21 protein-coding genes and 2 pseudogenes are annotated in these 25751 nt (G+C 57.0%); 7 read left to right on the top strand and 16 right to left on the bottom strand.

Annotated features, from left to right (window positions below):
• The first annotated feature begins 209 nt into the window (after positions 1–209).
• The gene (locus tag AKJ29_RS15175; protein ID WP_055192239.1) at positions 210–995 is read left to right on the top strand and encodes a 3-hydroxybutyrate dehydrogenase; all 786 of its coding nucleotides are present in this window, start codon (positions 210–212) and stop codon (positions 993–995) included.
• A 39-nt stretch (positions 996–1034) separates the two neighbouring features.
• Here the strand turns inward: AKJ29_RS15175 and AKJ29_RS15170 are convergent, their stop codons facing one another.
• The 10 genes from AKJ29_RS15170 to AKJ29_RS15125 all read right to left on the bottom strand — a co-directional run bounded on the left by AKJ29_RS15170 (position 1035) and on the right by AKJ29_RS15125 (position 12314).
• Positions 1035–1658: a LysE/ArgO family amino acid transporter gene (locus tag AKJ29_RS15170; RefSeq protein ID WP_055192237.1), complete on the bottom strand. Its 624-nt coding sequence runs from the start codon at positions 1656–1658 to the stop codon at positions 1035–1037.
• Entirely contained in the window at positions 1655–2392 is a 738-nt protein-coding gene (locus tag AKJ29_RS15165; RefSeq protein ID WP_055192236.1) for a DUF502 domain-containing protein, read from the bottom strand. Before AKJ29_RS15165 ends, AKJ29_RS15170 begins: the two co-directional genes overlap by 4 nt.
• Before the next feature lie 78 nt (positions 2393–2470).
• Complete coding sequence (locus AKJ29_RS15160) at positions 2471–3382, bottom strand: pseudouridine-5'-phosphate glycosidase (RefSeq protein ID WP_055192234.1); 912 nt, start codon at positions 3380–3382, stop codon at positions 2471–2473.
• Positions 3382–4269: a PfkB family carbohydrate kinase gene (locus tag AKJ29_RS15155; protein WP_055192232.1), complete on the bottom strand. Its 888-nt coding sequence runs from the start codon at positions 4267–4269 to the stop codon at positions 3382–3384. The genes AKJ29_RS15160 and AKJ29_RS15155 overlap by 1 nt, the downstream gene beginning before the upstream one ends.
• A 365-nt stretch (positions 4270–4634) precedes the next feature.
• A complete protein-coding gene (locus tag AKJ29_RS15150; protein ID WP_055192230.1) occupies positions 4635–6473 on the bottom strand; it encodes a BCCT family transporter in 1839 nt (612 codons plus the stop codon).
• Between the two features lie 84 nt (positions 6474–6557).
• Entirely contained in the window at positions 6558–7568 is a 1011-nt protein-coding gene (locus AKJ29_RS15145; RefSeq protein ID WP_055192228.1) for an Ldh family oxidoreductase, read from the bottom strand.
• A 12-nt stretch (positions 7569–7580) separates the two neighbouring features.
• A complete protein-coding gene (locus tag AKJ29_RS15140) occupies positions 7581–8210 on the bottom strand; it encodes a DUF3726 domain-containing protein (protein WP_055192226.1) in 630 nt (209 codons plus the stop codon).
• Positions 8207–9892, bottom strand: a complete 1686-nt coding sequence (locus tag AKJ29_RS15135; RefSeq protein WP_055192224.1) for a hypothetical protein — start codon at positions 9890–9892, stop codon at positions 8207–8209. Before AKJ29_RS15135 ends, AKJ29_RS15140 begins: the two co-directional genes overlap by 4 nt.
• Positions 9889–10866 (bottom strand): membrane dipeptidase, encoded by a 978-nt coding sequence (locus AKJ29_RS15130; protein ID WP_055192222.1) that lies wholly within the window; start codon positions 10864–10866, stop codon positions 9889–9891. Before AKJ29_RS15130 ends, AKJ29_RS15135 begins: the two co-directional genes overlap by 4 nt.
• Positions 10866–12314 carry an aldehyde dehydrogenase family protein gene (locus tag AKJ29_RS15125; protein WP_055192221.1) on the bottom strand — a complete coding sequence of 483 codons (1449 nt, stop codon included), beginning with the start codon at positions 12312–12314 and terminating at the stop codon, positions 10866–10868. The genes AKJ29_RS15130 and AKJ29_RS15125 overlap by 1 nt, the downstream gene beginning before the upstream one ends.
• Before the next feature lie 101 nt (positions 12315–12415).
• Here AKJ29_RS15125 and AKJ29_RS15120 point away from each other — a divergent pair, with 101 nt between their 5' ends.
• Together AKJ29_RS15120 and AKJ29_RS15115 are read left to right on the top strand one after the other, a co-directional pair.
• The gene (locus AKJ29_RS15120; protein ID WP_055192219.1) at positions 12416–13312 is read left to right on the top strand and encodes a LysR family transcriptional regulator; all 897 of its coding nucleotides are present in this window, start codon (positions 12416–12418) and stop codon (positions 13310–13312) included.
• A gap of 62 nt (positions 13313–13374) precedes the next feature.
• Positions 13375–14325, top strand: a complete 951-nt coding sequence (locus AKJ29_RS15115) for a GlxA family transcriptional regulator (RefSeq protein ID WP_409360037.1) — start codon at positions 13375–13377, stop codon at positions 14323–14325.
• 12 nt (positions 14326–14337) lie between these two features.
• On the opposite strand, the gene AKJ29_RS15110 is transcribed toward AKJ29_RS15115, so the two are convergent.
• The 6 genes and pseudogenes from AKJ29_RS15110 to AKJ29_RS15090 all read right to left on the bottom strand — a co-directional run bounded on the left by AKJ29_RS15110 (position 14338) and on the right by AKJ29_RS15090 (position 21675).
• Positions 14338–14904, bottom strand: coding sequence for a sarcosine oxidase subunit gamma (locus tag AKJ29_RS15110; RefSeq protein ID WP_055192215.1), 567 nt, complete (start codon positions 14902–14904; stop codon positions 14338–14340).
• Positions 14897–17851, bottom strand: coding sequence for a sarcosine oxidase subunit alpha family protein (locus AKJ29_RS15105; protein ID WP_055192213.1), 2955 nt, complete (start codon positions 17849–17851; stop codon positions 14897–14899). The genes AKJ29_RS15110 and AKJ29_RS15105 overlap by 8 nt, the downstream gene beginning before the upstream one ends.
• Positions 17848–18144 (bottom strand): sarcosine oxidase subunit delta, encoded by a 297-nt coding sequence (locus AKJ29_RS15100; protein WP_055192211.1) that lies wholly within the window; start codon positions 18142–18144, stop codon positions 17848–17850. The genes AKJ29_RS15105 and AKJ29_RS15100 overlap by 4 nt, the downstream gene beginning before the upstream one ends.
• A 28-nt stretch (positions 18145–18172) precedes the next feature.
• Positions 18173–19423: a sarcosine oxidase subunit beta family protein gene (locus AKJ29_RS15095; RefSeq protein WP_055192209.1), complete on the bottom strand. Its 1251-nt coding sequence runs from the start codon at positions 19421–19423 to the stop codon at positions 18173–18175.
• A gap of 649 nt (positions 19424–20072) precedes the next feature.
• Positions 20073–20174, bottom strand: a pseudogene (locus AKJ29_RS20685) (helix-turn-helix domain-containing protein); the annotation flags it as partial.
• A gap of 151 nt (positions 20175–20325) precedes the next feature.
• Complete coding sequence (locus tag AKJ29_RS15090; RefSeq protein ID WP_055192207.1) at positions 20326–21675, bottom strand: ISNCY family transposase; 1350 nt, start codon at positions 21673–21675, stop codon at positions 20326–20328.
• A gap of 231 nt (positions 21676–21906) precedes the next feature.
• Between AKJ29_RS15090 and aroQ the strand changes: the two genes are divergently transcribed.
• The 4 genes and pseudogenes from aroQ to AKJ29_RS15070 form a co-directional block, all read left to right on the top strand.
• A complete protein-coding gene (gene aroQ, locus AKJ29_RS15085; RefSeq protein WP_055192205.1) occupies positions 21907–22347 on the top strand; it encodes a type II 3-dehydroquinate dehydratase in 441 nt (146 codons plus the stop codon).
• 3 nt (positions 22348–22350) lie between these two features.
• Complete coding sequence (locus AKJ29_RS15080; RefSeq protein ID WP_055192203.1) at positions 22351–23118, top strand: helix-turn-helix transcriptional regulator; 768 nt, start codon at positions 22351–22353, stop codon at positions 23116–23118.
• Positions 23119–23363: 245 nt separating this feature from the next.
• Positions 23364–23603 (top strand): DUF4158 domain-containing protein, encoded by a 240-nt coding sequence (locus AKJ29_RS15075; RefSeq protein ID WP_161805453.1) that lies wholly within the window; start codon positions 23364–23366, stop codon positions 23601–23603.
• Positions 23604–23612: 9 nt separating this feature from the next.
• Positions 23613–25685: pseudogene (locus tag AKJ29_RS15070) on the top strand (Tn3 family transposase); the annotation flags it as partial.
• Between the last annotated feature and the right edge of the window lie 66 nt (positions 25686–25751).

The following is a 25751-nucleotide window of genomic DNA, read 5'->3' as shown; positions in this document are numbered from 1 at the left end:
CGCCTCGTGCGGGCGTTTTTTTTATGGCTATTTTCCACTCGTCTTACGCAACGGATTTCACGTGGAGGTCCGAAGAATCACCGTGACCAGACACCGTTGAAATTGGGCAATTCGCGAATTTGGGGGGTGGGTAAAAAAGGGATGGTGCAGGTATCAGGGCGGGTTATGCTGCGACTGCAAAGCATACTGATATTGTGAAAGGGATTCCCATGGCCATCACCACATCACTTGAGGGCAAAACCGCTGTCATTACCGGGTCGAATTCCGGGATTGGTCTGGGCGTGGCGCAGGAACTGGCGCGGGCCGGGGCCAATGTGGTGCTGAATTCCTTTACCGACCGTGACGAGGACCACGCAATTGCCGCGGAGATCGCTGCGAAATTCGGCGTGATTGCGCGCTATATCAAAGCGGATATGTCAAATGGAGAGGAGTGTCGCGCGCTGATCGAAACAGCGGGGGCCTGCGATATCCTGATCAACAACGCGGGTATTCAACATGTCGCCCCGGTCGAGGCATTTCCGACCGAGAAATGGGATGCGATCATCGCCATCAACCTGAGCTCCGCCTTTCACACAACTGCGGCTGCGCTCCCTCTGATGCGTAAGGCCGGATGGGGGCGGGTGGTCAATATTGCCTCAGCCCATGGATTGACCGCATCCCCCTATAAATCCGCCTATATCGCCGCCAAACATGGGGTGGTGGGCCTGACCAAAACCGTGGCGCTAGAAACGGCAGAGGAGCCGATCACCTGCAACGCAATCTGCCCTGGTTATGTGCTGACCCCGCTGGTGGAAAGCCAGATCCCTGACCAGATGAAAACACATGGAATGGACCGCGATCAGGTCGTGCGCGAGGTGATGCTGGCCCGTCAGCCGTCTAAGGAGTTTGCCACGGTGGAGCAGATGGGCGGCACAGCGGTATTTCTTTGTTCCGATGCTGCGGCGCAGATTACCGGCACCAGTATTTCCGTGGATGGTGGGTGGACGGCCCTCTAAGGGGGGGCGTCTCGCGACCAACGCTTCAGTGGAGCGGTTTCAGGAAATTGAACCGCTCCAGACACCATGGACCAGCCCAACGGCAATCATCCACATGGTCAGGCCGATGCCAATGTCGAGCACGCGCCAGGAGGATGGGCGCGTCATGGTCGGAGCCAGAAGGCGGGCACCGTATCCCAGCGAAAAGAAAAAGACGAAACTGGCACTCACAGCGCCCAGACCAAACAGAATACGCGCGTTCCAATCGTCGAAACTGGTTGAGATCGCGCCGATCAGGCCAAGCGTATCCAGATAAACATGCGGATTGAGCCAAGTGAATGCAGCAGCAATTGCCAAGGTCGCCTTGAGCGAGCGGGCACGTCCTGTCAGGTCCATCTCATACTGCCCTTTCAGGGCCGCGACAAAGCGCAGGGCGCCATAGGCCATCAAAAACACGGCCCCCATGACCGCCATCAGGACCGGTAACATTGGCACGGCAGAGACCAGCACCCCAAATCCCAACACTCCGGCAATGATCAGCAGTGCATCTGACAATGCACAAAACAGAACCAGAGGAAACACATGGTTGCGCAGCAGCCCTTGCCGCAGGACAAAAGCGTTCTGCGCGCCAATCGCCAGGATCAGAGAGAACCCCGTGAAAAAACCGGCAATTGCAGCCGTCATTTTCCTGTGATTTCAAGCGGTTGCGATGGGTCCTTCGGGTTCGGGTAGACAAGGCCCGCTGAAATGACCAGCTTGGCGCTGTCTTCCACCGTCATGTCCAACTCAACCACCGAGTGGCGTGGCACGAACAGAAGAAACCCTGAGGTCGGGTTCGGCGTGGTGGGCAGAAAGACCGAAATAATGTCCTCATCCACCGGGATACGAGCGTCAATTTCGCCTTTGGCCTTGGTGGAGATGAAGGCAATCGCCCAGATCCCCTTGCGGGGATATTCAACCAGACAGGCCTTGTCGAACTTGGCCTCCGTCGACTGGTTGAACACGGTTTCTGCGATTTGTTTCAAACCGTTATAGAGCGATCTGACCACGGGCATCCGGTCAACGATCCGCTCCCCCCAGGATAGAAAAGACCGGCCAATCAAGCCCTTGGTGATCCAGCCGACAATCACCGTGAAGATCAGGAAAACCACAACGCCAAGGCCGCGCACATTCACGCGGACATCTTCACCAAACACCCAGCGGAACCATGCGCTATCGCCAAAAAAGCGGTCGATCAGCGCGTCCGGGTGATAGGCTGCGGGCACAAAGGGAAGCACCCAGCTGTCAATCCAGCCTACGAAGGTCCAGATCAGCCACATCGTCACCGCAATCGGCGCAACGACAACCAACCCCGCAAGGAAGTTGTTGCGAAGCCCGGTGAACAGGCGCCATTTGCTGCGGTGATTGGGGTCGGTCATGCTGATCTCTTTACGTTTCGTCAGAGGAACTTAGGGTGTTTTCGGCGCGGGTCAATGGGGCAGGGGCGCGATCTGCTATTATGTCAGTTTCGCAAAAGCCGTGGCAATTTCAGCGGCCAGGGCAGCGTTGTTCTTGACCAATGCAATATTGGCCTCAAGAGACCGGCCTTCCGTGGCTTTGAACATCGCATTCAGCAGGAAGGGCGTCACCTCTTTTGCGCTGACGCGTTCGATCTCGGATCGGACCAGCGCGTCTTCGATCACCGGCTGAATTTCCTCACGCGGAATTTCGGCCGCCTGTGGGATCGGATTGGCAATCAACTGCCCGCCCGGCAATCCCAGATCCCGGCGCGTCTGTCCCGCCCGGGCAATGTCTTTTGCACAATCCAGACGCAGCGGCGAAGACAGGCCGGAGGAACGCGACCAAAAGGCTGGAAACTCGTCCTGACCATAGGTAATTACGGGAACCCCAAGGGTTTCAAGGACTTCCAGCGTCTTTGGAATGTCTAGAATGGCCTTTGCCCCTGCCGCGACCACCGTGACGGGGGTGGCGGAAAACTCGCGCAGGTCAGCGGAGATATCAAAGGTCTCCTCAGCGCCGCGGTGGACGCCGCCAATGCCGCCGGTGGCAAACACGCGAATACCCGCAAGATGGGCTGCGATCATCGTCGCCGCCACGGTGGTTGCCCCGTAACCGCCCATGGCCAGACAGACCGGCATATCAGCGCGACTGACCTTGGCAACGTTGTCGGCCTGTGCCAGCTCCATCAGCTGATCATCGGTCAGGCCGATATGCAACTTGCCATTCATCACCGCAATGGTGGCCGGGACGGCACCACCGGCCCGCACCACCGCTTCGACCTCGCGCGCGGTTTCGACATTTTGCGGATAGGGCATCCCGTGGGTAATGATCGTGCTTTCAAGCGCCACCACAGGGGTTTCGTGGGCCAGGGCCTGCGCCACGTCGGGTGCGTAGGTGAGGTCAAACATCAGACGTCTTCTCCTGAGACATATTTGGCTGCGATTTTCTGTGCGGCATCAAGGGCTGCTGCGGGGACGTGCCCTTCGCGCTCGGCGGCGATATGGGCGGCCATGAACGTGTCGCCAGCCCCGGTGATCCGGCGCACCCGGATTGCGGGGCAGGGGGCGGTGATCACACCACGGTCCTTGTGTCCTTCCGCTGCGAGATTGCCACCATCGGTGACGATGGCACGGGTTGCCCCGGCCTCAAGCAGGGCCTGCGCGCCCTGCGACGCGGTTGCCGGCGCACTATCGGTCAATAGGCCCGCCTCTTCACGGTTGACATAAAGCGTGACCCCGGGATGGGCCATCAAAGGGCGGAGACGCTTGGCCTTTCCGGGGCTTGCCGGGGCCACACGGAGATCTGCCTGTGCGAAACTGGATCGTGTGGCAATGTCGGACAAAAGATCAACGGTCAGGTTGCCATCCAGCGTGATAATCCCCCGATAAGGTGCGTCTTCCGACCCCAGGATACCGTTTTCCAATGGCGCCAGTATTGCATCCCCAGCTGCTTCCAGAGAATGGGCATCAGCCACGGCTGCCACCAGGCCCGCAGGACCCTCAATCGCCATATACCGGTCGGTCGGCAGACCTTCGGGCCGGTATATATAATCGGTGACCATACCCAAGCTTGCAGCCTGGGCCAGCAGATCGTCCCCTTCATAATCCCGACCAATTGCGGTCATCAACGCGGGCGTCAGGCCAAATCGAGCAAAGGTCATGGCGATGTTCATCGCCACGCCCCCCGGCAGGCGCGAGATGCGCCCCGGTTGATCAGACCCGATCCGCATATCGATTGTGGTGCGTCCGATCACATCCCAAAGAACGGATCCGATACAAAGAATGTCATGTGTCATATTCTCTCTCTGCCGATGTTTGCAGTAAAGGGCAAGATGGGAACCGGCGTAAGGGGCCTTCCCAGCTGAACTGGTCCGCCCCTTACGGAGATGGGGCAGCGTTAAATAGCACGTTCGCAGACGTGTATCTGCCGCAATTGCTTGGCAATCGAAATAGGGCTGGGTCTAGGGCCGACCGAAGCTCTGCGAGCTTGAGAAGAAAGCGTTCCCAAATATGAGACTTCATTGATATCGACGGAACAGATCTACGAAATCTGAGCGGTGTCGCCCCTGTTGGCTTCAACTTAGACTAAGTTTTCGCAGGGCTTTAAGATTGGTCAAACCAGGCAGCCTTTGAGAGCTGCCTGGTTTTGTTCTTATATGGTTTACTCAGCTGCAGACGCTTGCTCGGCCGCAGTTGATTTAGCACGCAAACCGTCGCGATAGAGCGCTTTGGTCAGTGCGATACACATCAGTCCCATGACCATGGTGAACGGCAAGGCTCCGATAATCATCGCACTTTTGAGCGCCTCCATCGGGTCCGCGCCTCCGTTGGTTTTACCCGCGATCAGCAATGTCGCGATCACGAGTGTCAGGATAACGCCCCACACAATTTTGTGCTTGTTGCCAATGTCTTGATCTCCGCCTGACATGATGGTGTTCATCACCAGAATACCCGAGTCTGCTGAAGTCACCAGGAAGGTCATGATCAAGACAACACACATCACGGTAATGGCTGACAGAAGGCCGCCCGAGATGATTTGCTCGAGTGTAACGAACAGCTTGGCAGTGTTCGAGGCACCAATGATGGCACCTTCTGCAGCGCCGCTCAGCTCCATATCAATTGCAGTGCCACCCAAAACTGCCATCCACGCAAAGCAGACCATGGCGGGGACAAGCACACAGCCGATGATGAACTCGCGGACCGAACGGCCCCGAGAGATACGCGCAAGGAACAACCCGACGAAGGGCGAGAACGCGATCCACCAGGCCCAATAGAAGGTGGTCCAGCCTGCTTGCCAACCAAACTGACGGCCGGGCTCACCTGCCGCGTATACGGCGGTTAGAACGTCGTCGGACAAAGCTGCAGCTTCGCCTTCAAGGCCTGACTTGAAGCCTGCGAAAGACCCCCAAGCGTTGGTGGCTCCCCCGCGCAGCGCATCGGCAAACGGAACTGCTTCTTTCGGAAGTGCGGTCGCGAACGCGTCTGCAGATTGCGGTCCGAACGCCCCAAAGCTCAGCGATACGTAGTGCAGGATGTAGTCTGCAAACGCAGTCACATATGTGCTCATGGCAAACATGAACGATCCGAAGGTGACAAAGGTCAACAGCAGGATGAGCGACAAAACAAGGTTCAGGTTTGACAGGTATTTCACCCCGCGTCCTACCCCGGATACAGCCGATAAGATGGACAGCCCCATGATCACGAACAATCCAGCCACAAGGCCAACTGTACCGGGTGCAGGAGCATCGCCGCTCATATCCATCATCCATTCCATACCGGTGATCGCATACATACCGTCGACAAACTGCGATACGCCAAATCCGATAGTAACGGATACGCCAAGAATGGTTGCCACAACGCCAAGCACGTCCACGATGTGACCAAGCACACCGTTCATGAGCTTGCCAAAAAGCGGCGTCAGCGCCGAACGGATCGTCAGGGGCATGTCACGCGTATAGGCATAATATGCCAGCGAAAGCCCTGTGGTGACGTAGATTGCCCAGGCGTGGAACCCATAGTGCAGGAACGTGTAACGAAAGCCAGACTGAACAGCCTCTGCGGTGTTTGGCTGGACTTCGCCGGCCAATACGACGGGGTTTGACCCCCACAGACCCATAGGTTCTGCGGTTGCGAAGACCATCAGGCCCACGCCCAGACCAGCACCGAACATCATCGAGAACCATGAAAAGTTGGAAAACTCTGGGGCTTCGCCCTCGCGTCCCATGATCCTACGTCCTGTTTGGGGCAGCAAAGCCACCACTAACAAGAAGAACGAGAACAGTCCGACGATGATGATGTAGAAGGAATTGAAACCCTCAAGGAGTTTCCAGTTGAGGCTGCCAAGAACGCCATTGGCATTGGCTGGCCATACCAAGGCCCAGATCACGAGGCCGATCATGATAGCTTTACTGAGAAGCGCGATTTCGACGCTATGCCCCCTGTAAAACCCGCTTGCAGCCCTACGGACCTGCAGGTCGGTGAATGGTTGTTTTAAAGACATGCGTTTCCTCCCTGTTCGCACATATACGTAGTATCGGGTTAGTTTTTCTTCCTGCGGCGGTCCCCGATCAGTTCCCGCCCGGTTTTAGCTCAAGATCGCTTCGATCCTGGCAAGCGTCGCCTTGTTTACGGCAACGCCTTTTTCCTGTGCAGACAGCCTTTTGTTACGTCGGCCATCGCCAGGTAAGTGTGCGCCTTCTTGTTGGTGAATAGACTGGGCCAAAGCGACAATACTGGTCAAGTAAGCGTCGCCCGCTGTGGCTGCTGGGTCTATTGCGATAAAGAACTGCCCCGTTTTTGGGGGCCCGCCCGCCGTGCCCGAGAAGGGTGAGGCGTCAATTCCAAGGGTTGCGCCGGTCATGGCGGCGGCCATGATCTCGGTCAGCAATGCAACACCGACGCCTTTGTAGCCACCCGAAGGCGCCATCGAGCCTTTCAGCCCCACATTGGGATCGGTTGTCGGGTTGCCACCGGCGTCCAAAGCCCATCCAACGGGGATCGCTTTGCCTTCACGCGCATGTTTCATCACCTCGCTTTTGGCGATGGTGCTGGCACTTTGGTCAATCAGGATCGCGGGCTGACCATCCACTCCGGGGGCCGCAATTGAAAACGGGTTTGTCCCTACAACTGGCTTGGCTCCGCCGGACGGCGCAATAGAAGCCGGAGCGTTGGTAAAGCCGATGCCGAGCAACCCCTGCTGCGCCAACCGATAGGTGTGATACCCCAGAACGCCGCAATTATAGCTGTTGCGGATCGACAAAACGGCAACCCCTTGTTCGCGGGCGGCAGGGATCAAGGCCTCGAAACCAAGATCAATTGCCGAATGCGCAAATCCTGTCGCGGCATCGACGGCCACAACGCTTGGGCGCGGGCGTGTCACGACTGGCTTGGCTTGACCATCCACCTTCCCGCATTGCACGTGTTCGCAATAGATCGGGATATAGGCAAGCCCGTGACTGGCCACACCGTCTGCCTCGGTCGCGGCGGTGGCGACCGCCAGGGGGCGGGCGTTGTCTTCAGATGTTCCCGCAGCAACAAGCGCACGGAAAGACAGGTCTTCGATCTCGGCCAGGGTCAGGATTTGCATTTCTACCATGTTGATGCTTTCTCAGTCATTGTCAGACAGTCCCGCTCCAGCACCCAATGCACGGGATTCCTCGGTTGCGGGGGCGTATGTTTTATGGGCAAAGCTGTTCAGAACATCCCAGCTTTGCGCGGAAAGATGAGAGCGGGTCAGCAAGCGGTTGGGTTTCACCGTTTCGGTGCATTGGGATACCACCACGCGCTGGACCAGTCCGGGCAACTCTCCTTGCAATTCGAGATGTGTGCCATCTGTCATGGCCACCACATCATCAAAGGTGACACGGACAGAGCCACCCAGACGTTTTGCCGCGCTGGCCGCAAAGGGCAGCAGAACCGATGGGACCACCACGTGCCGCATCTCGATCGGCGCAGCTTTCAAGGTCTGCGCGCAATCAGACAGCAATGCGCCCGCGGAAATGGGGCACAGATCGCCTTCAGACCGCCACACGCCCACAAGCGACTGCGGCCTGTGTTTCGCGGGGTGTTCTGCAAATCCACGCTCCAGAACTCGTGCCATTTCGGCGCTGCCATCCAGACCCTGAGTACAAAGCCAGCGGGCCGCTTTCGCAGCGTCCTCGGCCAGGCCCCAGGGGTATCCCGCACCACGCGCCGCACGCTTGGTTGTCGCTTCCATTTCATTCAACGAGTAGCTCATTGTGTGACCTCCGGGTAAACCCAAAGGTCCGCGTTTTCGTCTGTCAGATCTTCAGGGTAGGGGGCGCCTGCATACATGCAGATGCGAACCCAGCGATCAGAGCGCGGGTCGAAATGTGTCGCACCGAAGAAAGACAGTTTGGCGCGCAACATGTCGATGGGAAGAACCGTGGCGCAGATCGTGTTGTCATGAATTTCGCCATAGGGCGCGATGCCGCTCATCTGCGCCCGCCGGATTGTGTGGCGATGTTCGGGATGCTGCAACAGAAACGCAGCAATCGGTTGATCATCGTCAAACGAGGCAAGATCAAAGTGTGCGGCAACCGCGTCACGCGCTGGTGCAAGGGGCTGTTCGTAATCCTCGATCGGTTCGTCAAACCGTTCTCCAAGGCGCGGCTCAAGCTTCTCTTCTGAAACATACCAAGCGCGCGCCCGGTTTTCCTTTGCATTCCAGTCAATGTCGAACGCCCAGCCGAAACTTTTTTCGATCAACGCCCGACATTGCGCGACGGACATGGCGCCATTGATTGCGAAGGCATCCGCGTTGCTGTCCGCCATGCAGACCGCCAGTCCATCGACGAGGTCGCCAAAAGGTTCAAGTATAAGCGAGGCGACAAGTTCTTGCCCTTCTACGCTGAGTTCCTTGCCTGCCCACTGCATCAGCTTGTCCCATGGGTAATCGTCGCGCAGAACGCCCCCCGCGAGATAAGCCCCCAGGGTCACACAATCCGCCCGCAGCTGTTTTAGCTTCTCAATCTGGATCGGATGTTCGGAATGCCATCGCTCAACTGATGCTTCGCTTCGTCGCAATATGTTTGTGAAGGTCTTCCGTTCAGCCTCCGTCGCAGCTTTTTGGGATCGAACGCGGGCAATCGCTTCTTCGCGGGCAATGATCCAGTTGTTGAACAGAATAGGGTGATTGATGATGAAGGGCGCCATGCCCAGCCCGGTCGAATTTCCGATCCCAAGCTGGCGCGCGATATTGGGGGCAAGCTGCACCGTATCGGGGCCACCTTTGGCATTCGCCATATGCTGGACCAGATCACGCACGAAGGCACGGGTCAGAAAGACCGACAACATCTCGGCCTGAAATGGGACAACCATTTCGTCGCGGCCCGCAATGCCTTCGCGGTCTGTCGCACCAAGCTTGCCTGATCCATAAACCGCAGTTGTTCGCATCAGATATCCGACAGCGTCGATCTTGTCCTGATCAGGCTGCTGACCCGACGCAAGCGCATCGACAAAATGGGCCCAGAGGCGCACAGATCGGTTGGCGCGCGAAACCGAGATTTCCTTTTCGCTGACGCGCCCCGCTTCTTGTAGCGGTACGTTTTCGGACAGGCGTTGAATGTCATCTGCATCCGGCACCCCGTCAAAAAGCGTGAATGTAGCGTCCCATGCGGTTGCGATCACGCGATCTGAGCGCATGTCTGGTGGCAGATCATGTGCAAAGGCCACCAGTGAATACGTATGTTTCGGCCCTTGCGCCGTATAGACTGCATGCCCAACGCCATTGACATCAATGTCAAATACGGGGCGCGAGAACTGCCAGTTTTCTTGCGCCAGGCGGCGGGTAAGGACACGCATGAAGCTCAGACGGCATTGATGCAGCGACCCAAGGCGCTGTAGGCGCATGACGATGGCGGGGTCTCGGCGCGCAATATGTAGGTTTGATGTGTTCATTTGATCTGAGGTCCAAAGTTTTCGCCAAAGAAACGATACCAGTTTCCACCCATGATCCCGGCAACCTCGTCAGCGGACATGCCAGTGGCTTTCAAGCCCGCTTCGATGTTTCCGAAATGGCGGTTGTCTTTGAACCAGCTGGGCATGGCGGGGAAGCCGGGCGCGGATTTTGACCCTTCACCATAGTCGATTTCCTTGGTCCAGCGGCCTACGCGCATCCATTCAACGATGCTGTCGGGCTGGTCCTGACAAAGATCGGTGCCGATCCCCAGATGCTCGATCCCATAGCTGTCCGCCGTGCGGGCTATCATCTCGCAAAAGCTTTCCAGCGTGCAATCGGACTTGCCTTTCAGGTGGTGCGGATAGATCGAGAAGCCAAACATGCCGCCGTTCCCGGTCACGGCCCGGATCACCGCGTCTTTCTTGTTGCGCAGCGCAGGCGACCAGTCATGCGGGTTGGCGTGGGTGATGGCGATGGGGCGTTCCGACAGCTCTGCTGCCTCGATGGTCGAGCGGTCGGCCGAATGGCTCATGTCAATCACAAGCCCAACGCGGTTCATTTCCTTGATGACCTGTTTGCCCATGCGCGTGATGCCCATGTCCTCGGCCTCGTAACAGCCGGTCGCCAGCAGCGACTGGTTGTTATAGGTCAGCTGCATGAAGCGGGCGCCCAGGGTGTGCAGGATTTCGACCAGACCGATGTCGTCTTCGATGGGCGAGGGGTTCTGGAAGCCAAAGAACACCGCCGTGCGCCCGGTTTCACGGGCCGTGTCGATGTCGCTGGCCCACTGACCTTTCATGATCAGGTCGGGATAGGTTTCGAACCAGCGGTTCCATTTTTCAAAATTCAGGACGGTCTCACGAAAGTTTTCGTGATACGAGATGGTGACGTGGATCGCATCCACGCCCCCCTCACGAAGTTGGCGGAAGATCTTCTCCGACCAGTTGGCGTATTGAAGACCGTCGATACGCATCAGACAGGGCCTGCACTGATATATGCAGTCTTGACGGTGGTGTAGAATTCCGCCGCTGCCTTGCCCTGTTCGCGCGGACCATAGGAGCTGTCGCCGCGGCCACCAAACGGCACGTGATAATCGGTGCCGGCGGTGGGCAGGTTCACAGTCACAACACCAGTGCGTGCATTGCGCCGGAAATGCGTGGCGCGGGCCAGCGAGGTTGTCACGATGCCCGAGGTCAGGCCAAAGTTGGTGTCATTTACCGTTGCAAGCGCTTCGTCGTAGCTTCCCACCTTGATGACAGACGTCAACGGCGCGAACATTTCCTCGCGGTTGATGCGCATGTCGTTGGTGGTGTTCAGGAATACGCCCGGCGACATGTAGTAACCCTCGGTCGGCATATCCAATCGGACACCGCCACAGGCCAGTTCCGCGCCTTCAGCTTTGCCCAGTTCGACATAAGCCAGGTTTTCATTCAGCTGCTGCTCGCTGACAACCGGCCCCATCTGGGTGCCTTCTTCCAGCGCGTGGCCCACTTTCATCGCCTGCGCACCGGCCACCAGTTTTTCAACAAAGGCATCGTGCACGGCTTCATGGACCACGAGCCGGGAGGACGCGGTGCATTTCTGACCCGTGCCGCCAAAGGCGCCGCCAAGCGCAAGTGTCGCTGCCAGATCCAGATCGGCATCGTCCATCACGGCCAGAGCGTTTTTCGATCCCATCTCCATCTGCACCTTGGTCAGGTTCTGGATGGCAGCGGAAGCGATACCCTTACCAACCGGGACCGAGCCGGTGAAAGAAATCGCGTTTACTTTCGGGTTTTCAACCAGACGCTGACCAACAGAACGGCCTGCGCCCATAACGAGGCTGAACAGCCCCTTGGGGATGTCTTGCCGGTTAATGATCTCGGCCAGGGCAACCGCCGAGGCGGGCGTGAGGTTGGCGGGTTTCCACACCACCGCGTTGCCATAGCACAGCGCGGGCGCAATCTTCCACGACGCGGTCGCTGTTGGGAAGTTCCAGGGCGAGATAATGGCCACGGTGCCAACAGCTTCGCGGCGAACGTCAATCTCGACACCGGGGCGCACGCTGTCTGCATTCTCGCCCAGCTGGCGCAGGCATTCGGCTGCGTAGTATGTGAAGAACTGACCGGCGCGGTAAACCTCTCCTTTGCCTTCTGCAAATGGCTTTCCTTCTTCGCGGGACAACAAAGCACCCAGCTCTTCACAACGCGCGATCAGCTCGTTCCCAATGGCCATCAGAACCGCCTGTTTGCGTTCCATACCGTAAGCTTCCCATTCACGCTGCGCGACACGCGCCTGATCAAGGGTAGCTTCCAGTTGATCACCGCTGGCCTGAGCGAAGATGCCCACCAGATCACTCAGGTCCGACGGGTTGCGATTTTCGATCTCGCCTTCGCCAGTCAGCCATTCGCCAGCAATCAAGTTCTTTTGGATGTCGGTCATGTAAGTGTCGCCTTGCACAAAAGTCAGTTTTGACCAGTATGGACTTTTGCAGCAACTTCAATCAAACTAAAATTATTGAATGATATTTCAGGAATGTTGAAATGAGTATCAAAATCGAAATGCTCCGGGGGTTTGCGGCGGTGGCACGCAGCGGAAATCTCAGTGATGGGGCGCGTAGCCTTGGGCGCACGCCCTCTGCCGTGTCAATGATGCTCAAACAGTTGGAAACCCATCTTGGCGAACCCTTATTCGAGACGGATCGTAAGAATCGTCTAACCGCGCTTGGAGCATTCGTCCTGGAACAAGCCGAACGGGAATTGCAGCAGTTCGATAGTACGGTGAAAGCCATCGAAGGCTTTGCGAAAGCGTCACACGGCTATGTCAGTATTGCAGTCGTTCCATCTGTTGCGGGCACAGTGATCCCGGACGTCTTTTCGCGCTTCATTGATGAGTTTGAGAACATCGATATTGAACTGCGCGACATGGATTCGACTTCGATCCAACGAGAGCTTGCCCGCGGAAGGGTTGATATTGGAATTGCGACACTAAGTGAAAATGCCATCGGGCTGCACAGCCAATACCTGATGTCCGACCGCTTTGGGGTAATCGCTTCGCCAGACCACAAAGTTGCGCAAGTGCGCGGGCCAATTGATTGGGCTGAACTTGAGGATGTCCGGTTGATCGCCAACAGCCTATCTGCGGGCATCACCGCCCCTCAGTCGCGTGATCTGCACGCAAAGGCAATGCTGTCCGCGCATAACCTGACCTCGATCATGTCGATGGTACGGGCCAATATCGGCGTTACGATCATACCGGCAATGGCGTCACTTGCATTGCAGCCAAATGACCTTGTTTTTCGCCCGTTGGCGGATGACACGATCCGGCGACAAATCCATTTGTTACGCAATGCCGCTTCACCCCAATCACCAGCCGCCCGTTTGCTTGAGCGGCGGATCAGGGAAACCGCTGCCGACTTAGCCGTGAGATTTCCAGCATGACGAAAGCAAACGAACAAATCGACGTGATTCATCTAGGCATCTTGGTGTTTCCCGGGTTTCCAATGGCGTGTCTGACATCTTGCATCGAGCCGTTGCGCGCGGCCAACGAAATCTCGGGAAAAGACGTGTTTCAGTGGCGGGTGGTGGCAGAACAGAACGCACCCGTCACCTCATCCGCAGCGGTTGCATTCGCACCGGATACGACCTTGTCCGAGGTCACAGGGTTGGACTATCTGTTTTTCGTTTCCAGCCCGGATGGGTGTTTTGAGAACCCGTCGCGCGCCGGTGCCGCGCTTCAACGTCACATGCGATCTGGTGGCATATTGGGCGCTTTCAGTGGTGGTGTTTTTCCACTGACCCGGACGGGTTTGACCCGTGGCGATCCGATGTCCGTCCATTGGTGCTATTCCGCCGCCTTTCAGGCGGAATTTCCAGATGTACCGATAGAAACCACTGTGATTTGCGATGCGCCAAGCATCAAATCGGTTTCAGGTGCCTCCGCCGTTTTCGACTATATGCTCAACCTGATTGAAGCCCGTTTGGGAGGCGATATCATGGCAGAGGTCGCCTGTTGGTTTCAGCATCCGCTCATTCGAAGCGCGACCGTTTCGCAAAAGACCCCGGCCATCCAAAGCGAACGGAGCGAAGACATGCTGCCAAAACCGGTTGCCCGCGCGATCCAGCTGTTTTCTGAACATATCGATAGCCCGCTTCAGATCAGTGAAGTTGCGCAAACGCTGGGTGTGTCGACCCGCAGCCTTGAGCGCAGCTTCAAGGATGCCACAGGGCAAAGCCCGCTGAAATACTACCGCGCGGTGCGAATGAAACAAGCACGCCAGCTTGTTCTTTACACGAACGAACCCGTGACCGACATCGCCTATATGGTTGGGTATTCAACCCCAGTAACCTTCCTGAGGCACTATCGCGAAAGCCACGGGATTACCCCGATTTCGGACCGGCGTAAAAGGAACTCGCTTCGGGTCTCTGAAGGAGATTGCCTGCCGTCGGGCTGAGCAGAAACAACTTCAGGCAATCGACGTTGCAGCAGCACGCAATCCGTGATGCAAAGACGCAGCTGAGGACCGGGGAGCGATCACCGCAAAATGCTTGCCTTGATCAAGGCACCAGACAAAAGCGCTGCTGTGTTCAACGATCGAGCGTGTCACGGCCCCGGTCTTCATCCTGCGGACGGGCAGGGCACAAAGCCGCTCAAGCATGTCGCAAACGGTTTTTCCACACAGGTCGAACCTGCACCATCCGTCGGTCTGCTCCGCAACTGATGCAATCCATCCAACGGTCTGTTTCAGCTCTACTGCGAGCATTTCCTGATCGTCATATGGTGCAACAACCATCCATTGCTCTGGCCCCATCCAAAAGGCCGAAAAGTCGTTCGCGAATGACGACTGTCCGGCACAGGGCAAGGTCAGATCATGGTGTTTCAAAAGCGCCTTGCGCAGCGCGCTTTCCTGACCGTTTCGGGCGGCAACTGATGCCAGGGCGCGATCCACAATTTCGGTGATCTCTATGTCACCGATGATATCGACACGTGGCACCTCGGCCCCTAGCGGCGTGATGGGCTTTAACTTATGCACGGAGCTTCTCCCCCTCCGGATCGACGAAATGCGGACTGGTGATTACGACTAACATTTCCTGGTTTTCCAGCGGATTTACCAGACGCAGCTGCTCGCCCATGCGATCAAACCCACCTTTGACGAAGCCCAGTCCGATTGAGCTTTTCAGGATGGGGGAATAGGCTGCTGAGGTCACATAGCCCTGATCGTGCACCGCATCCACTGGGCCAGAAACGGCCATCAAATGCCCACCCGCGGACATGGTTTGGCCGCTGTCCACAGGGCGCAGCCCCACAAGGTTCAGCGCGTCCTCGGTGTTCATCCCGTCACGGCGGCTGAGCACATTGCCGATGCAGTCTTTTTGGGTCGAGACCATGCGTCCCAAACCAAGGTTCAGCGCGGTGGTGGTGCCGTTCAGCTCATTGCCGGCAGCGTGACCTTTCTCGATGCGCATAACGCCCAGTGCCTCGGTGCCGTAAGGTGTCACGTCGAATTCTTCGCCTGCCGCCATCAACTCGCGCATGAGCGCGTCGCCATAGCGGGTTGGCACGGCAATTTCATACGCCAGCTCGCCCGAGAACGAGATACGGAACAGCCGTGCGTGACACCCGCCGCAGACGGTGATTTCACCACAGGCCATGAAAGGGAACGCCTCGTTCGAGATGTCGAACTCAGGGTCCACGATCTTTTGCAAAAGCTTGCGCGCGTTGGGACCTGCGACCGCGTATTGCGCCCAGGCCTCGGTGGTGGAAATCAACTGCACGTCCAGATCCGGCCACAGGCATTGGCGGGCAAATTCCATGTTGCGATAGACAAGAACCGCGTTGGCGGTGGTGGTGGTGACGATGAAATGATCCTCGGCCAGACGGGCCGCGGTGCCGTCATCATAGGCCACGCCATCTTCGCGCAGCATCAGGCCATAGCGCACTTTGCCAATGGGGAGTTTTGCAAAGCCGTTGGCGTAGATCTTGTTCAGAAATTCTGCCGCATCCGCGCCTTGCACGTCGATCTTGCCCAGTGTTGTTACGTCGCAGATGCCGACCGAGCTACGCGTGGCCAGAACCTCGCGATCTACGGATTGACGCCAGTGAGCCTCGCCTTCCTGTGGGAACCACTGCGCGCGTAGCCAATTGCCGACCTCAACAAACACAGCGCCTTGTTCCTCGGCCCATTTGTGGCTGGGAGTCAGACGGGTCGGATGGAATTCCTTGCCCACCGCGCGGCCTGCCAGCGCCCCCATCGAAACGGGTGTATAGGGCGGGCGGAAAATCGTGGTGCCAGTGTCAGGGATCGACTTGCCCGTCAGCTCGGCCATCACTGCCAGCGCGCTCACATTCGAGGTCTTACCCTGATCGGTCGCCATGCCCAGCGTGGTGTAGCGTTTCAGGTGCTCGATCGAGGTGAAGTTTTCCTGATGCGCCAGCTTCACGTCCTTGACCGTCACATCGTTCTGGAAATCCAGCCAGGCGCGTTTCGCACCCGCGACATGCCAGAACGGGGTGAGCGAGACGGGTGCGTCTTCAGCTTTGGGCAAGTCCACAGAGGACACGGAGATGCCCAGATCGGACAATGCGTCCGAAGCCTTTGCAGCACCTGAGGTCAGCGCCGCATGGGTCGACATCTCACCAATGGCGGCCCCGGCAACGCTTTGGCCCGAAGGCAGGCCCTGCCCCGGCACAAAGGCGTGAATACCTTCATTCCAAACCGGACGACCGCGCTGATGGCAGGTCAGACCGAGGTTGGGGTTCCAACCGCCGGACATGGCGAGCGCACCACATTGGATCACGCGGGTCTGGCCATTTGCCAGCCGTACAGTGACCGAACTCAGACCCAGACGGCCTTTCGTATCGACGATCTGTGCTCCTGCCAGCACCTCTGTGCCTTCAATCGCAGGCGCGTCAGTGCGGATATCCACCACGGCGGGCACCTCGACGCCCTTGGCGATCAGGTCGCGGGCGGTCTGGTGGGCGTCATCGTTGTTGGCGAAGACCACAACCGACTGCGCAGGCGTGGCCGCATAACGATTGGCATAGGCGCGGGTGGCGCCTGCCAGCATCACGCCGGGACGGTCGTTGTTTTCAAAGCCGATCGGGCGTTCGATTGCACCGGTGGCGACCAAAGCGCGTTTGGAATAGATCCGCCAGAGCGTCTGACGTGGTTTGTCAGCCTCGGGGGCGATCAGGTGATCTGCGTTGCGCTCGACCGCGCCATAGACGCCGTGATCATAGGCCCCGAAGACGGTGGTGCGCGGCATCACGCGAACATTGGGCAGCGAAACCAACTCGGCCTGCGTCTGTTCAACCCAATCCACGCCGGACTGGTCAGACAGAGACCCGGTGTCCGACAACAGGCGCCCGCCCAGACGGAAATCTTCGTCAGCGATGATCACTTGCGCGCCAGCACGGCCTGCGGTGAGTGCAGCGGCCAGACCCGCAGGTCCGGCGCCGATGACCAGAAGGTCGCAATGCAGAAAGCCCTTGTCATAGGCGTCGGGATCGCCCTCGCCGGTTAGGCTGCCAAGTCCGGCAGCCTTTCGAATGATCGGCTCGTAGAGCTTCTCCCAGAATGCTTTTGGCCACATGAAGGTCTTGTAGTAAAACCCCGCACTCAGGAAATTCGAGAAGCGATCATTAATCGCCATGAAATCACGTTCCAGCGACGGCCAGCGGTTTTGCGAGTTGGCCGTAAGGCCGTCATAGATCTCGGCCACGGTGGCGCGGGTGTTGGGTTCTTGACGACCGCCCGAGCGCAACTCGACCAGCGCGTTGGGCTCCTCGGAACCCGCAGTCAGCACACCGCGCGGGCGGTGATATTTGAACGATCGCCCCATCAGGCGCACGCCATTTGCCAATAGCGCCGAGGCCAGCGTGTCGCCCGCATAGCCTTGATAGCTTTTGCCATCAAAACTGAAATTCAGCGTGGCGGACCGGTCGATCAACCCGCCAGAAAGGCGGTTTGCCTGTGTCATTGCAACACCTCGGCGGCGTGGTTGGCACGGGCAACATCACGGGCCAGCTCGACCTTGGTGATCTCATGCGTGGTGGTGTCGCGGGTTACAACCAACCACGAGCGGTCGCCCTGTTCGTGAAACCACAACTCGCGGTGCAGGCCAGCGGGGTTGTCGCGCAGGTGCAGATAGTCGTGAAATTCGCGCAGGGCGTTTTCCGACAGCCAATAGGGGCGGTTGATCAGGCCCGCGTCGCCCAGATAGGTGAACTCCTGCGCGTCGCGCGGTCCCAGAAGCGGATGGTTGATGATCATCGGTTCAGTTCCTCAAATCGCAGCTGCGTCAATGCAGGTTCGGTTGGGCACCCTGGCCCTTTTCGTCGATCATGTGCCCGGTCATGAACCGGTCCAGCCGATAGGCTTTCGCGGTGTCATGCGGACGGTCGGTTTTCAGAAGATGGGCAAAGCAATATCCCGCTGCAGGCGTGGCTTTAAAGCCGCCATAGCACCAGCCGCCATTGAAATAGAGACCCTCGATATGGGTCTTGTCGATGAAGGGCGATCCGTCCATCGACATGTCCATGATACCGCCCCAGCTGCGCAGAAGGCGTGCGCGTCCAAGGCCGGGGATCAGTGACATGCCGCTTTCGATGACGTCCTCGACCACCGGCAGGTTCCCGCGTTGAGCGTAGGAATTGTAGCCGTCGATATCGCCGCCAAAGACCAGCCCGCCCTTGTCGGATTGGCTACAATAGAAGTGCCCCGCGCCATAGGTGATCACGCCGGGAATGAAGGGTTTCAGCCCCTCGGACACGAAGGCCTGCAGCACGTGGCTTTCAATAGGTAGGCGCATCCCGGCCATCGCCATCACGCGGCTTGAGCTGCCCGCGACCGAGACGCCGACCTTGCCTGCGCCAATAAACCCGCGCGATGTCTCGACACCCAACACGCGGCCGTTTTCGATACGGAACCCAGTCACTTCACAATTCTGGATGATGTCCACGCCGCGCTGATCCGCACCGCGCGCGTATCCCCAAGCGACCGCATCGTGGCGCACGGTGCCGCCGCGCCGGTGCAGAAGGCCGCCTTTGATCGGGAACCGGGCGTTGTCGAAGTTCAGGAACGGGTACAGCGCGCGCACACCATTGGTGTCCAGAAGCTCTGCATCTGATCCGTTCAGGATCATCGCATTCCCGCGCCGCCGCGCTGCATCGCGCTGCGCGTCCGTATGGACGAGGTTAAGAATACCACGCTGGCTGACCATCGCGTTGTAGTTCAGGTCCTGCTCGAGACCCTCCCACAGTTTCAGCGAAAACTCGTAGAACGGTTCATTCCCATCCAGCAGATAGTTCGAGCGGATAATCGTCGTGTTCCGACCCACATTACCGCCGCCAATCCACCCCTTTTCCAGCACCGCGATCCGCGTGCCGTGGAACTCCTTCGCCAAATAATATGCGGTTGCCAAGCCATGTCCGCCCCCGCCTATGATCACATAGTCATAGGCATCCCTGGGGTCAGGATCACGCCATTGCGGCCCCCAACCCTTGTGGCCGGTCAGGGCTTCCTTGATCAGTCTCAATGCAGAATATTTCATGGCGCATCCTGATAGTTCAATACCTACTAGGATATATTCGCAACCACTTTGCCTGTATTGTTTCTGCCAAAACTACGCGCAAAATCGACAATCTAGGGGCAGGCAAATGCGGCGGAACTGGCGCGACTGCGCAAAGAGAATAAACGCCTGACCGAGGAAGTGGAGATTTTGCAGCAAGCCGGATCAGAAAACAATCCGGGGGATCGTTTTCCCGGCGCACGCATCCGCTTTTTTCGCGACACGGGCGGTGAAACCATGACGAACAAGCGCGCTTTCGTCACTGCCCATAAAGCCCAATACGCGGTTTCTGCACTTTGCAGAGTTCTGGAGATATCCCGTGGCTGATTTTATGGCTTTCCGGCCAGCCAACCAGCGGGGGATCCGCGAAAAGCGGACCGGAACGCCCGGGATCAAGACCGTCTTCAAAGCCAGTAATAAATGCTACGGATCAAAGCGGATCCACCAGGATTTGGGCTGACGGCGAGATTGTCTCAGAGTGGCGGGTGGAACGTATCATCAGCGTGTCCAGTTTGAACTGCTTCTGTGAACTTGATCGCTAAGTGGCGGTCTTTTTTGATTGCTAATTGGCGTTTCCGATGACAAGGGTCTGCGCGGCGGCCTCGACGACGTTTTCAGTGATTGCGGCGATTTCGAGGACACGCGCCATCTCTCTGACGGGCACCCTTGCACGCCACCAGCTCTCGATCTTACGTCGTTCTTGCAGTGATAGTTGCGTGTAAACGGCTCCCATGCGATGTTCTGCTATTAGATAACCCATTGTTTTCTAATAAAAATTGTACTTCAAAGTAGATGTTGCAACCAGGTGGAAATGTCACCGGGTTTGCAAAGCAGAAATGTCACTCTGAGTGCTGTCGGCAGCAAAGCCTGACAGGGCGAAGACCTCAATTATCGCAGCCCTGGCTGGCTTTGCGGGCCGTGTTTCGCTTGCGGTCTGCGAGGGTGTTCCAGCCGTTGTTGCGGCGTCCGATCTTCCGGTATCCGTTTCTGGCACTTTCCGGGCGCACCTCGGCGCTGGCGGCGACCTTGTCCTGTTCGGCCTTGATATGGGCCAGCACTGCGCTGAGGTGTTTGTTGTCCGTGATTGTCGCGTGCGTGACGCGCTGCTTATGCGGACCGAAGATGGTGCAGGGCAGGGCAACGCCATTGTGCCGAACCTGGATGCGCCCGTCGGGGAATTCGTAGGTGTCGGCATATTTGCCAACCAGACCGCGCGTCAGATCGTTGACTTCCAGCCGGATGCGCTTGTGGTCGTACTTCAGGGTCAGATCCTTGCTGACATAGCGTTTATTGCGCAGACAGAAGATCTCGGCCAGCCGATCCGATGCGAGGTTCAACGCACGATGCAAATTATCCGGGCGGGCAGCTGGCTTGGCGAACCTGTCATTGTAGCGCTCCATGAAGCGAGGGAGGAAGGCATTTGCGGCCTTCATGTCCGAGATGCCTGCGATGCGCAGCTCTTTGACCAGGCGATCCTGTAATGTCCGGTTCGCCCGTTCCACACGGACCTTGGCCTGGCTGGTATTGGCGCAGAGAATCTCGATCTGCAGCTCTGCCAGAGCACGCCCGAACTGAGACATGTCGGTCATGTGTTCGCTGGGTTTTGGCACGCGAAAGACCGTGTGCTTGTCGCTGTAGAAAGCAACGGGGCGGCCATGCGTCGTCAGATAACGCTCCAATGCCTCGAAATAGCTGAAGGTGCTCTCTGACCTGACGAAGCGCAGTTCCATGAGCGTGCTGGTGGCATCGTCAATGAAGACGAGCAGGGTGCAGGGATCGCCCCGATCCTCGAACCAGCGATGCTCTGAGCCGTCTATCTGGATGAGTTCACCAAAGCATTCTCTGCGCAATCTGGGCTGATGAAATGTCCGACGCTGTTTGCGCGAGAGCGAAAGACCGTCTTCCTGCATCCATTTGCGAACCGTCTCGCGCGACACCTTGAACCCATGATGCTCGGCCAGTATCTCCGCGGCCAGGGTCGGCCCAAAGTCGGGATAGTTCTCTTTAATCAGCGACAGCGCGTAATCCCGTTTGGCTTTGTGGATGCGATTGTTCGGGGGGGTGCCGCGCGCCTTGTGACGGATCGCCGACGCGCCATCCTGACGATAAAGCTTCAACAGCAGAAAAATCTGCCGACGCGTCAGTGCCAGCATGTTCGCTGCATTGTCGACGCTCAGCCGTCCATCATCGACCTGCGTCAAAACCTCCACGCGGTTCAACTCGCGCTCGCTCATTAGCACCTATCCCATGCCCAATCTCCCTCAGCTTCGGACGGGAGAGTGACATTCCTGAGTTGCTCATGGGTGACATTTTGCTTTGCGGCTACAGTCAATGTTTCGCATAATCAATATTATGTAATATTAATGACTGAAATGGATGTGAAAAAGGACTGGCTTGCTCCTAACTGTGTCTCGACAAGGCAATATAGAGATGACTAAGTTGGCATGGAATAAGGGATATGACAAATGCCATCTATTTTGGTGCTTAACGGGCCTAACCTGAACTTGCTGGGTACGCGACAGCCGGAGATTTACGGGTCGGAAACGCTTGCGGATATCGAAGCGAAATGCGTAAGCCATGCAAATACGCGTGGCGCCGAATGTTGTTGCCTGCAATCCAATCACGAAGGTACCTTGATCGACGCCATCCATGCGGCAAAAGGTGTCCATGATGGGATCGTGTTGAATGCTGGCGCCTACACCCATAGTTCGATCGCGCTGATGGATGCCATTTTCTCTACCGAACTGCCGGTGATCGAATTGCACCTGTCCAATGTGCATGCACGCGAGGAATTTCGTCATGTTTCCTATATCGCCAAGGCCGCGATCGGGGTAATTTGCGGGTTTGGGTCCGATGGCTATCCCCTTGCGATTGATGCACTTTTGGCGCATCTAAAAAAGATCTGACCCATGAGGTTTTCGGATCTCCTTCATGATGTCTGCAATAGCGTTTCGCTGCAGGATGTCTGGCAGATTCAAAGAGAAACCTTTGCGTCATATGGGTTCGATCGGATCATTTACGGCTATTCTCGGTTTTTCTCGCCAAAAAATTTCGGGCCACGAGAAGACATTCTTTTGTTGTCCAACCACGATCCTGAGTATCTCAAAGCCTACACGGATGATGAGATGTATCTGCATTCTCCCATGGCTCTCTGGGCGTCCAACAATACGGGGGCGTGTTCCTGGCGCTGGATTGCAGAACATTCCGATTTGATGGGAGAGCGGCAGCAAAAGGTGCTTGATGTCAATCGCCGTATGGACATAACCGCTGGCTACACCCTGTCATTTCCGACCGCCTTTTCTCGGACGCGTGGGGTTATTGCAGCCACTGCAAAAGCTGGCCTGACGCAGGACGACGCAGACAAAATCTGGGCGGAACATGGTCGGGATATTGAGGTTTTCGCCAATGTAACCCACCTTAAAATCATCTCGTTACCCATTGAAACTCAACGACAACCTCTGACAGCACGTCAAAGAGAGGCGCTGGAATGGGTATCGGATGGCAAGACAAATGTTGAAATTGCGATCATCATGAATGTGTCGCCCGCCACCATTGAAAAACATCTTCGCATTGCCCGTGAAAAGCTTGGTGTGGACACAACGGCACAGGCCGTCGCCAAGGCGTCATTTTTCAATCAGATCTATGTTGTCGCTGGCGGCGAAGAAAACTCAAAATAGATCCTAAAGCGTTTTGAGATTAGGGTGAAACGCAGCTGTTCTCAAAACGCACGCAACATCGAGAAGGCCTGGGCGTTTCCACTTATTATTGTGATCCAACAATAAATAAAAACGTTCTATTGGCCCAACTGGCCCGAGCGTGTAAAAGTGGCCAAAGTTCAGAACATTTGTGAACAAGTAGTCTTGCAATGACTTTGAAATGCCGTAGCCATTTGCTTTCGAACAGTATTTGGGGGGGTAAGCAGATGGACAGTATCGCGGCACGGGACTGGAGCCTGTCCTTTCAGGATATGGAATTTCTCTCATCTCTGCCCCAGACGGTTTGTCTGGAGGCGGCCCTTCAAATTTGTAGTGCGCGCAGCTCGGGGAGATTCATTGAAGACTGGACTGATGTAGATGATGGAGCAATCGAATATGTAGCTTCACAGCTTGAGCGGCAGCTCGGCTTGCCTTCATTCGGGACCTCGACCTGCCGTTTGATGTGATCAGAGCGTCTGCTGATCGAAGTCGTGCATCGCATTGATACGCGATCAAAAACCAAGGTGATTAGTAGAATTGCCGCAGACATAAACAAGGTACACGGCAAGGAACAATTGCTGGTGGATATCGCGACGGCGGCGATGATGGCGCCGAATGGCAAGGTGTCGGATGTCATCTTTCCCATCGCAGGTGCATCCAAGCTGAAGGCCATCATTGATGAGCACAATGCTAAGGGTACGCTCAATGTTCAGATCCAGACGGTGATGCGGGGATCCTATGCCAGTCACTATCGCCCGATGCTGCCTTCCTTACTATCCGTTCTGAGATTTAGGTCGAACAATGAGACATGGCGACCGATCCTTGATGCCTTGGCTCTGATTGCCCGCCTCAACGAAGAAGGGCGTCGCACTGCACCGGCCTCTCTCGCTCCAGAAGGATCGATCCCGAGCAAATGGTGTGCAACTGTGTTGGATGAACGAGGCCGGATGAATCTCATATCTTATGAGCTCTGTATCCTGACCCAATTACGAGAGCGGATTCGGGCAAAGGAAATCTGGATCGAGGGTGCGGATCGTCATCGTAATCCGGACAATGATCTACCAAAGGATTTTCCCGAGAAACGCGCGGCCTATTACAGCGGGCTGAACCTCACTCAGGACGCACAGGCATTTAGCCAGTCCGTTCGCACGCAAGTAGAACAGGAGCTTCTAGAGCTGAATGTCACGCTACCTGACAATGACATGGTCCGCTTGCGCTGGTCGGGTGACAACCGGATCAGCATCACGCCCTTCAAACCAGCCCCTGAGCCCAAGGGTCTGATTGGCCTCAAATCCGAGGTCAATCGGCGATGGCCCATGGCGGGACTGTTGGATACGTTGAAGGAAACGGCGCTAGACACGGGCTTTCTTGATGCCTTTGAGACCTCCGCGACCAGAGAGGCGTTGCCAGCCGACATTCGGGATCAACGTTTGCTGCTCTCCTTATATGGTCTGGGTACAAATGCGGGTTTGAAGCGTGTTGCTGCTGGGGTGCCCGGGACCAGTTATGACGAGCTGTTGCACATTCGACGGCGCTATATTGACCCAGCCTCTCTGCGTGCCGCGGCCGCGCGCGTTGCAGATGCCACCCTTGCCATCCGCAATCCCAGCGTCTGGGGCGAGGCAGGCACGGCCTGTGCATCAGACTCCACCAAGTTCGGGGCCTGGGACCGAAATCTGATGACGGAATGGCACGCCCGCTATGGCGGGCGTGGGGTGATGATCTATTGGCATGTCGCGCAGCAAGCGACCTGTATCTATTCTCAGCTGAAGCGCTGTTCATCGTCTGAAGTGGCATCCATGATCGAAGGTGTGCTGCGTCATTGCACGGACATGGAGATCCAGCGCCAATATGTGGACAGCCATGGCCAAAGCGCAATTGGGTTTGCATTCTGTCACCTTCTCGGCTTTGAGCTTGCCCCACGGCTGAAAGCGATCGCCGAACAGAAGCTGGCCCTGCCGAGCGCTGGCATGCGGGCGAAGCTTCCAAACCTATTGCCAATCCTGTCAGGTACGATCGATTGGAATGAGATTGAGCGGCAATATGATGAGATGGTCAAATACGCTGCGGCCATGCAGCACGGCACTGCGGACCCGGAAGCCATTCTCCGCTGCTTTGCGCGTGCTGATGTCATGCACCCAACCTACAAGGCACTTGCTGAACTCGGCCAGGCAATCAAAACAATCTTCCTGTGTCGTTATCTCCGATCCGAGACGTTCCGCCGCGAAATCCATGAGGGCCTGAATGTGGTTGAGAACTGGAACAGCGCCAACGGCTTTATCTTCTTCGGCAAGGGCGGCGAGATTTCCAGCAACCGGATTGCCGATCAGGAAATCTCAGCGCATGCGCTGCATTTGCTTCAGGCATCCCTCGTTTATGTGAATACTCGTATGGTGCAATCGGTGCTGTCGGAGCCGACCTGGGCAAACCGCCTGTCTGAGCGCGATTACCGTGGTCTCTCCCCATTGATCTATTCGCACATCAATCCCTACGGGCGGTTTGATGTGGATTTGGACAAGCGGATCGACTTTGGACGACAAGCGGCGTGATCCATATGCACAAAAGAGTGCACCCACAGGAGACAGGCTGATGTGACAAAGTGAAATGTCACAAAT

The sequence above is a fragment of the Aliiroseovarius crassostreae genome (assembly GCF_001307765.1).
Classification (GTDB): Bacteria; Pseudomonadota; Alphaproteobacteria; order Rhodobacterales; family Rhodobacteraceae; genus Aliiroseovarius; species Aliiroseovarius crassostreae.
This window is presented reverse-complemented; position numbering and strand designations above follow the sequence as displayed.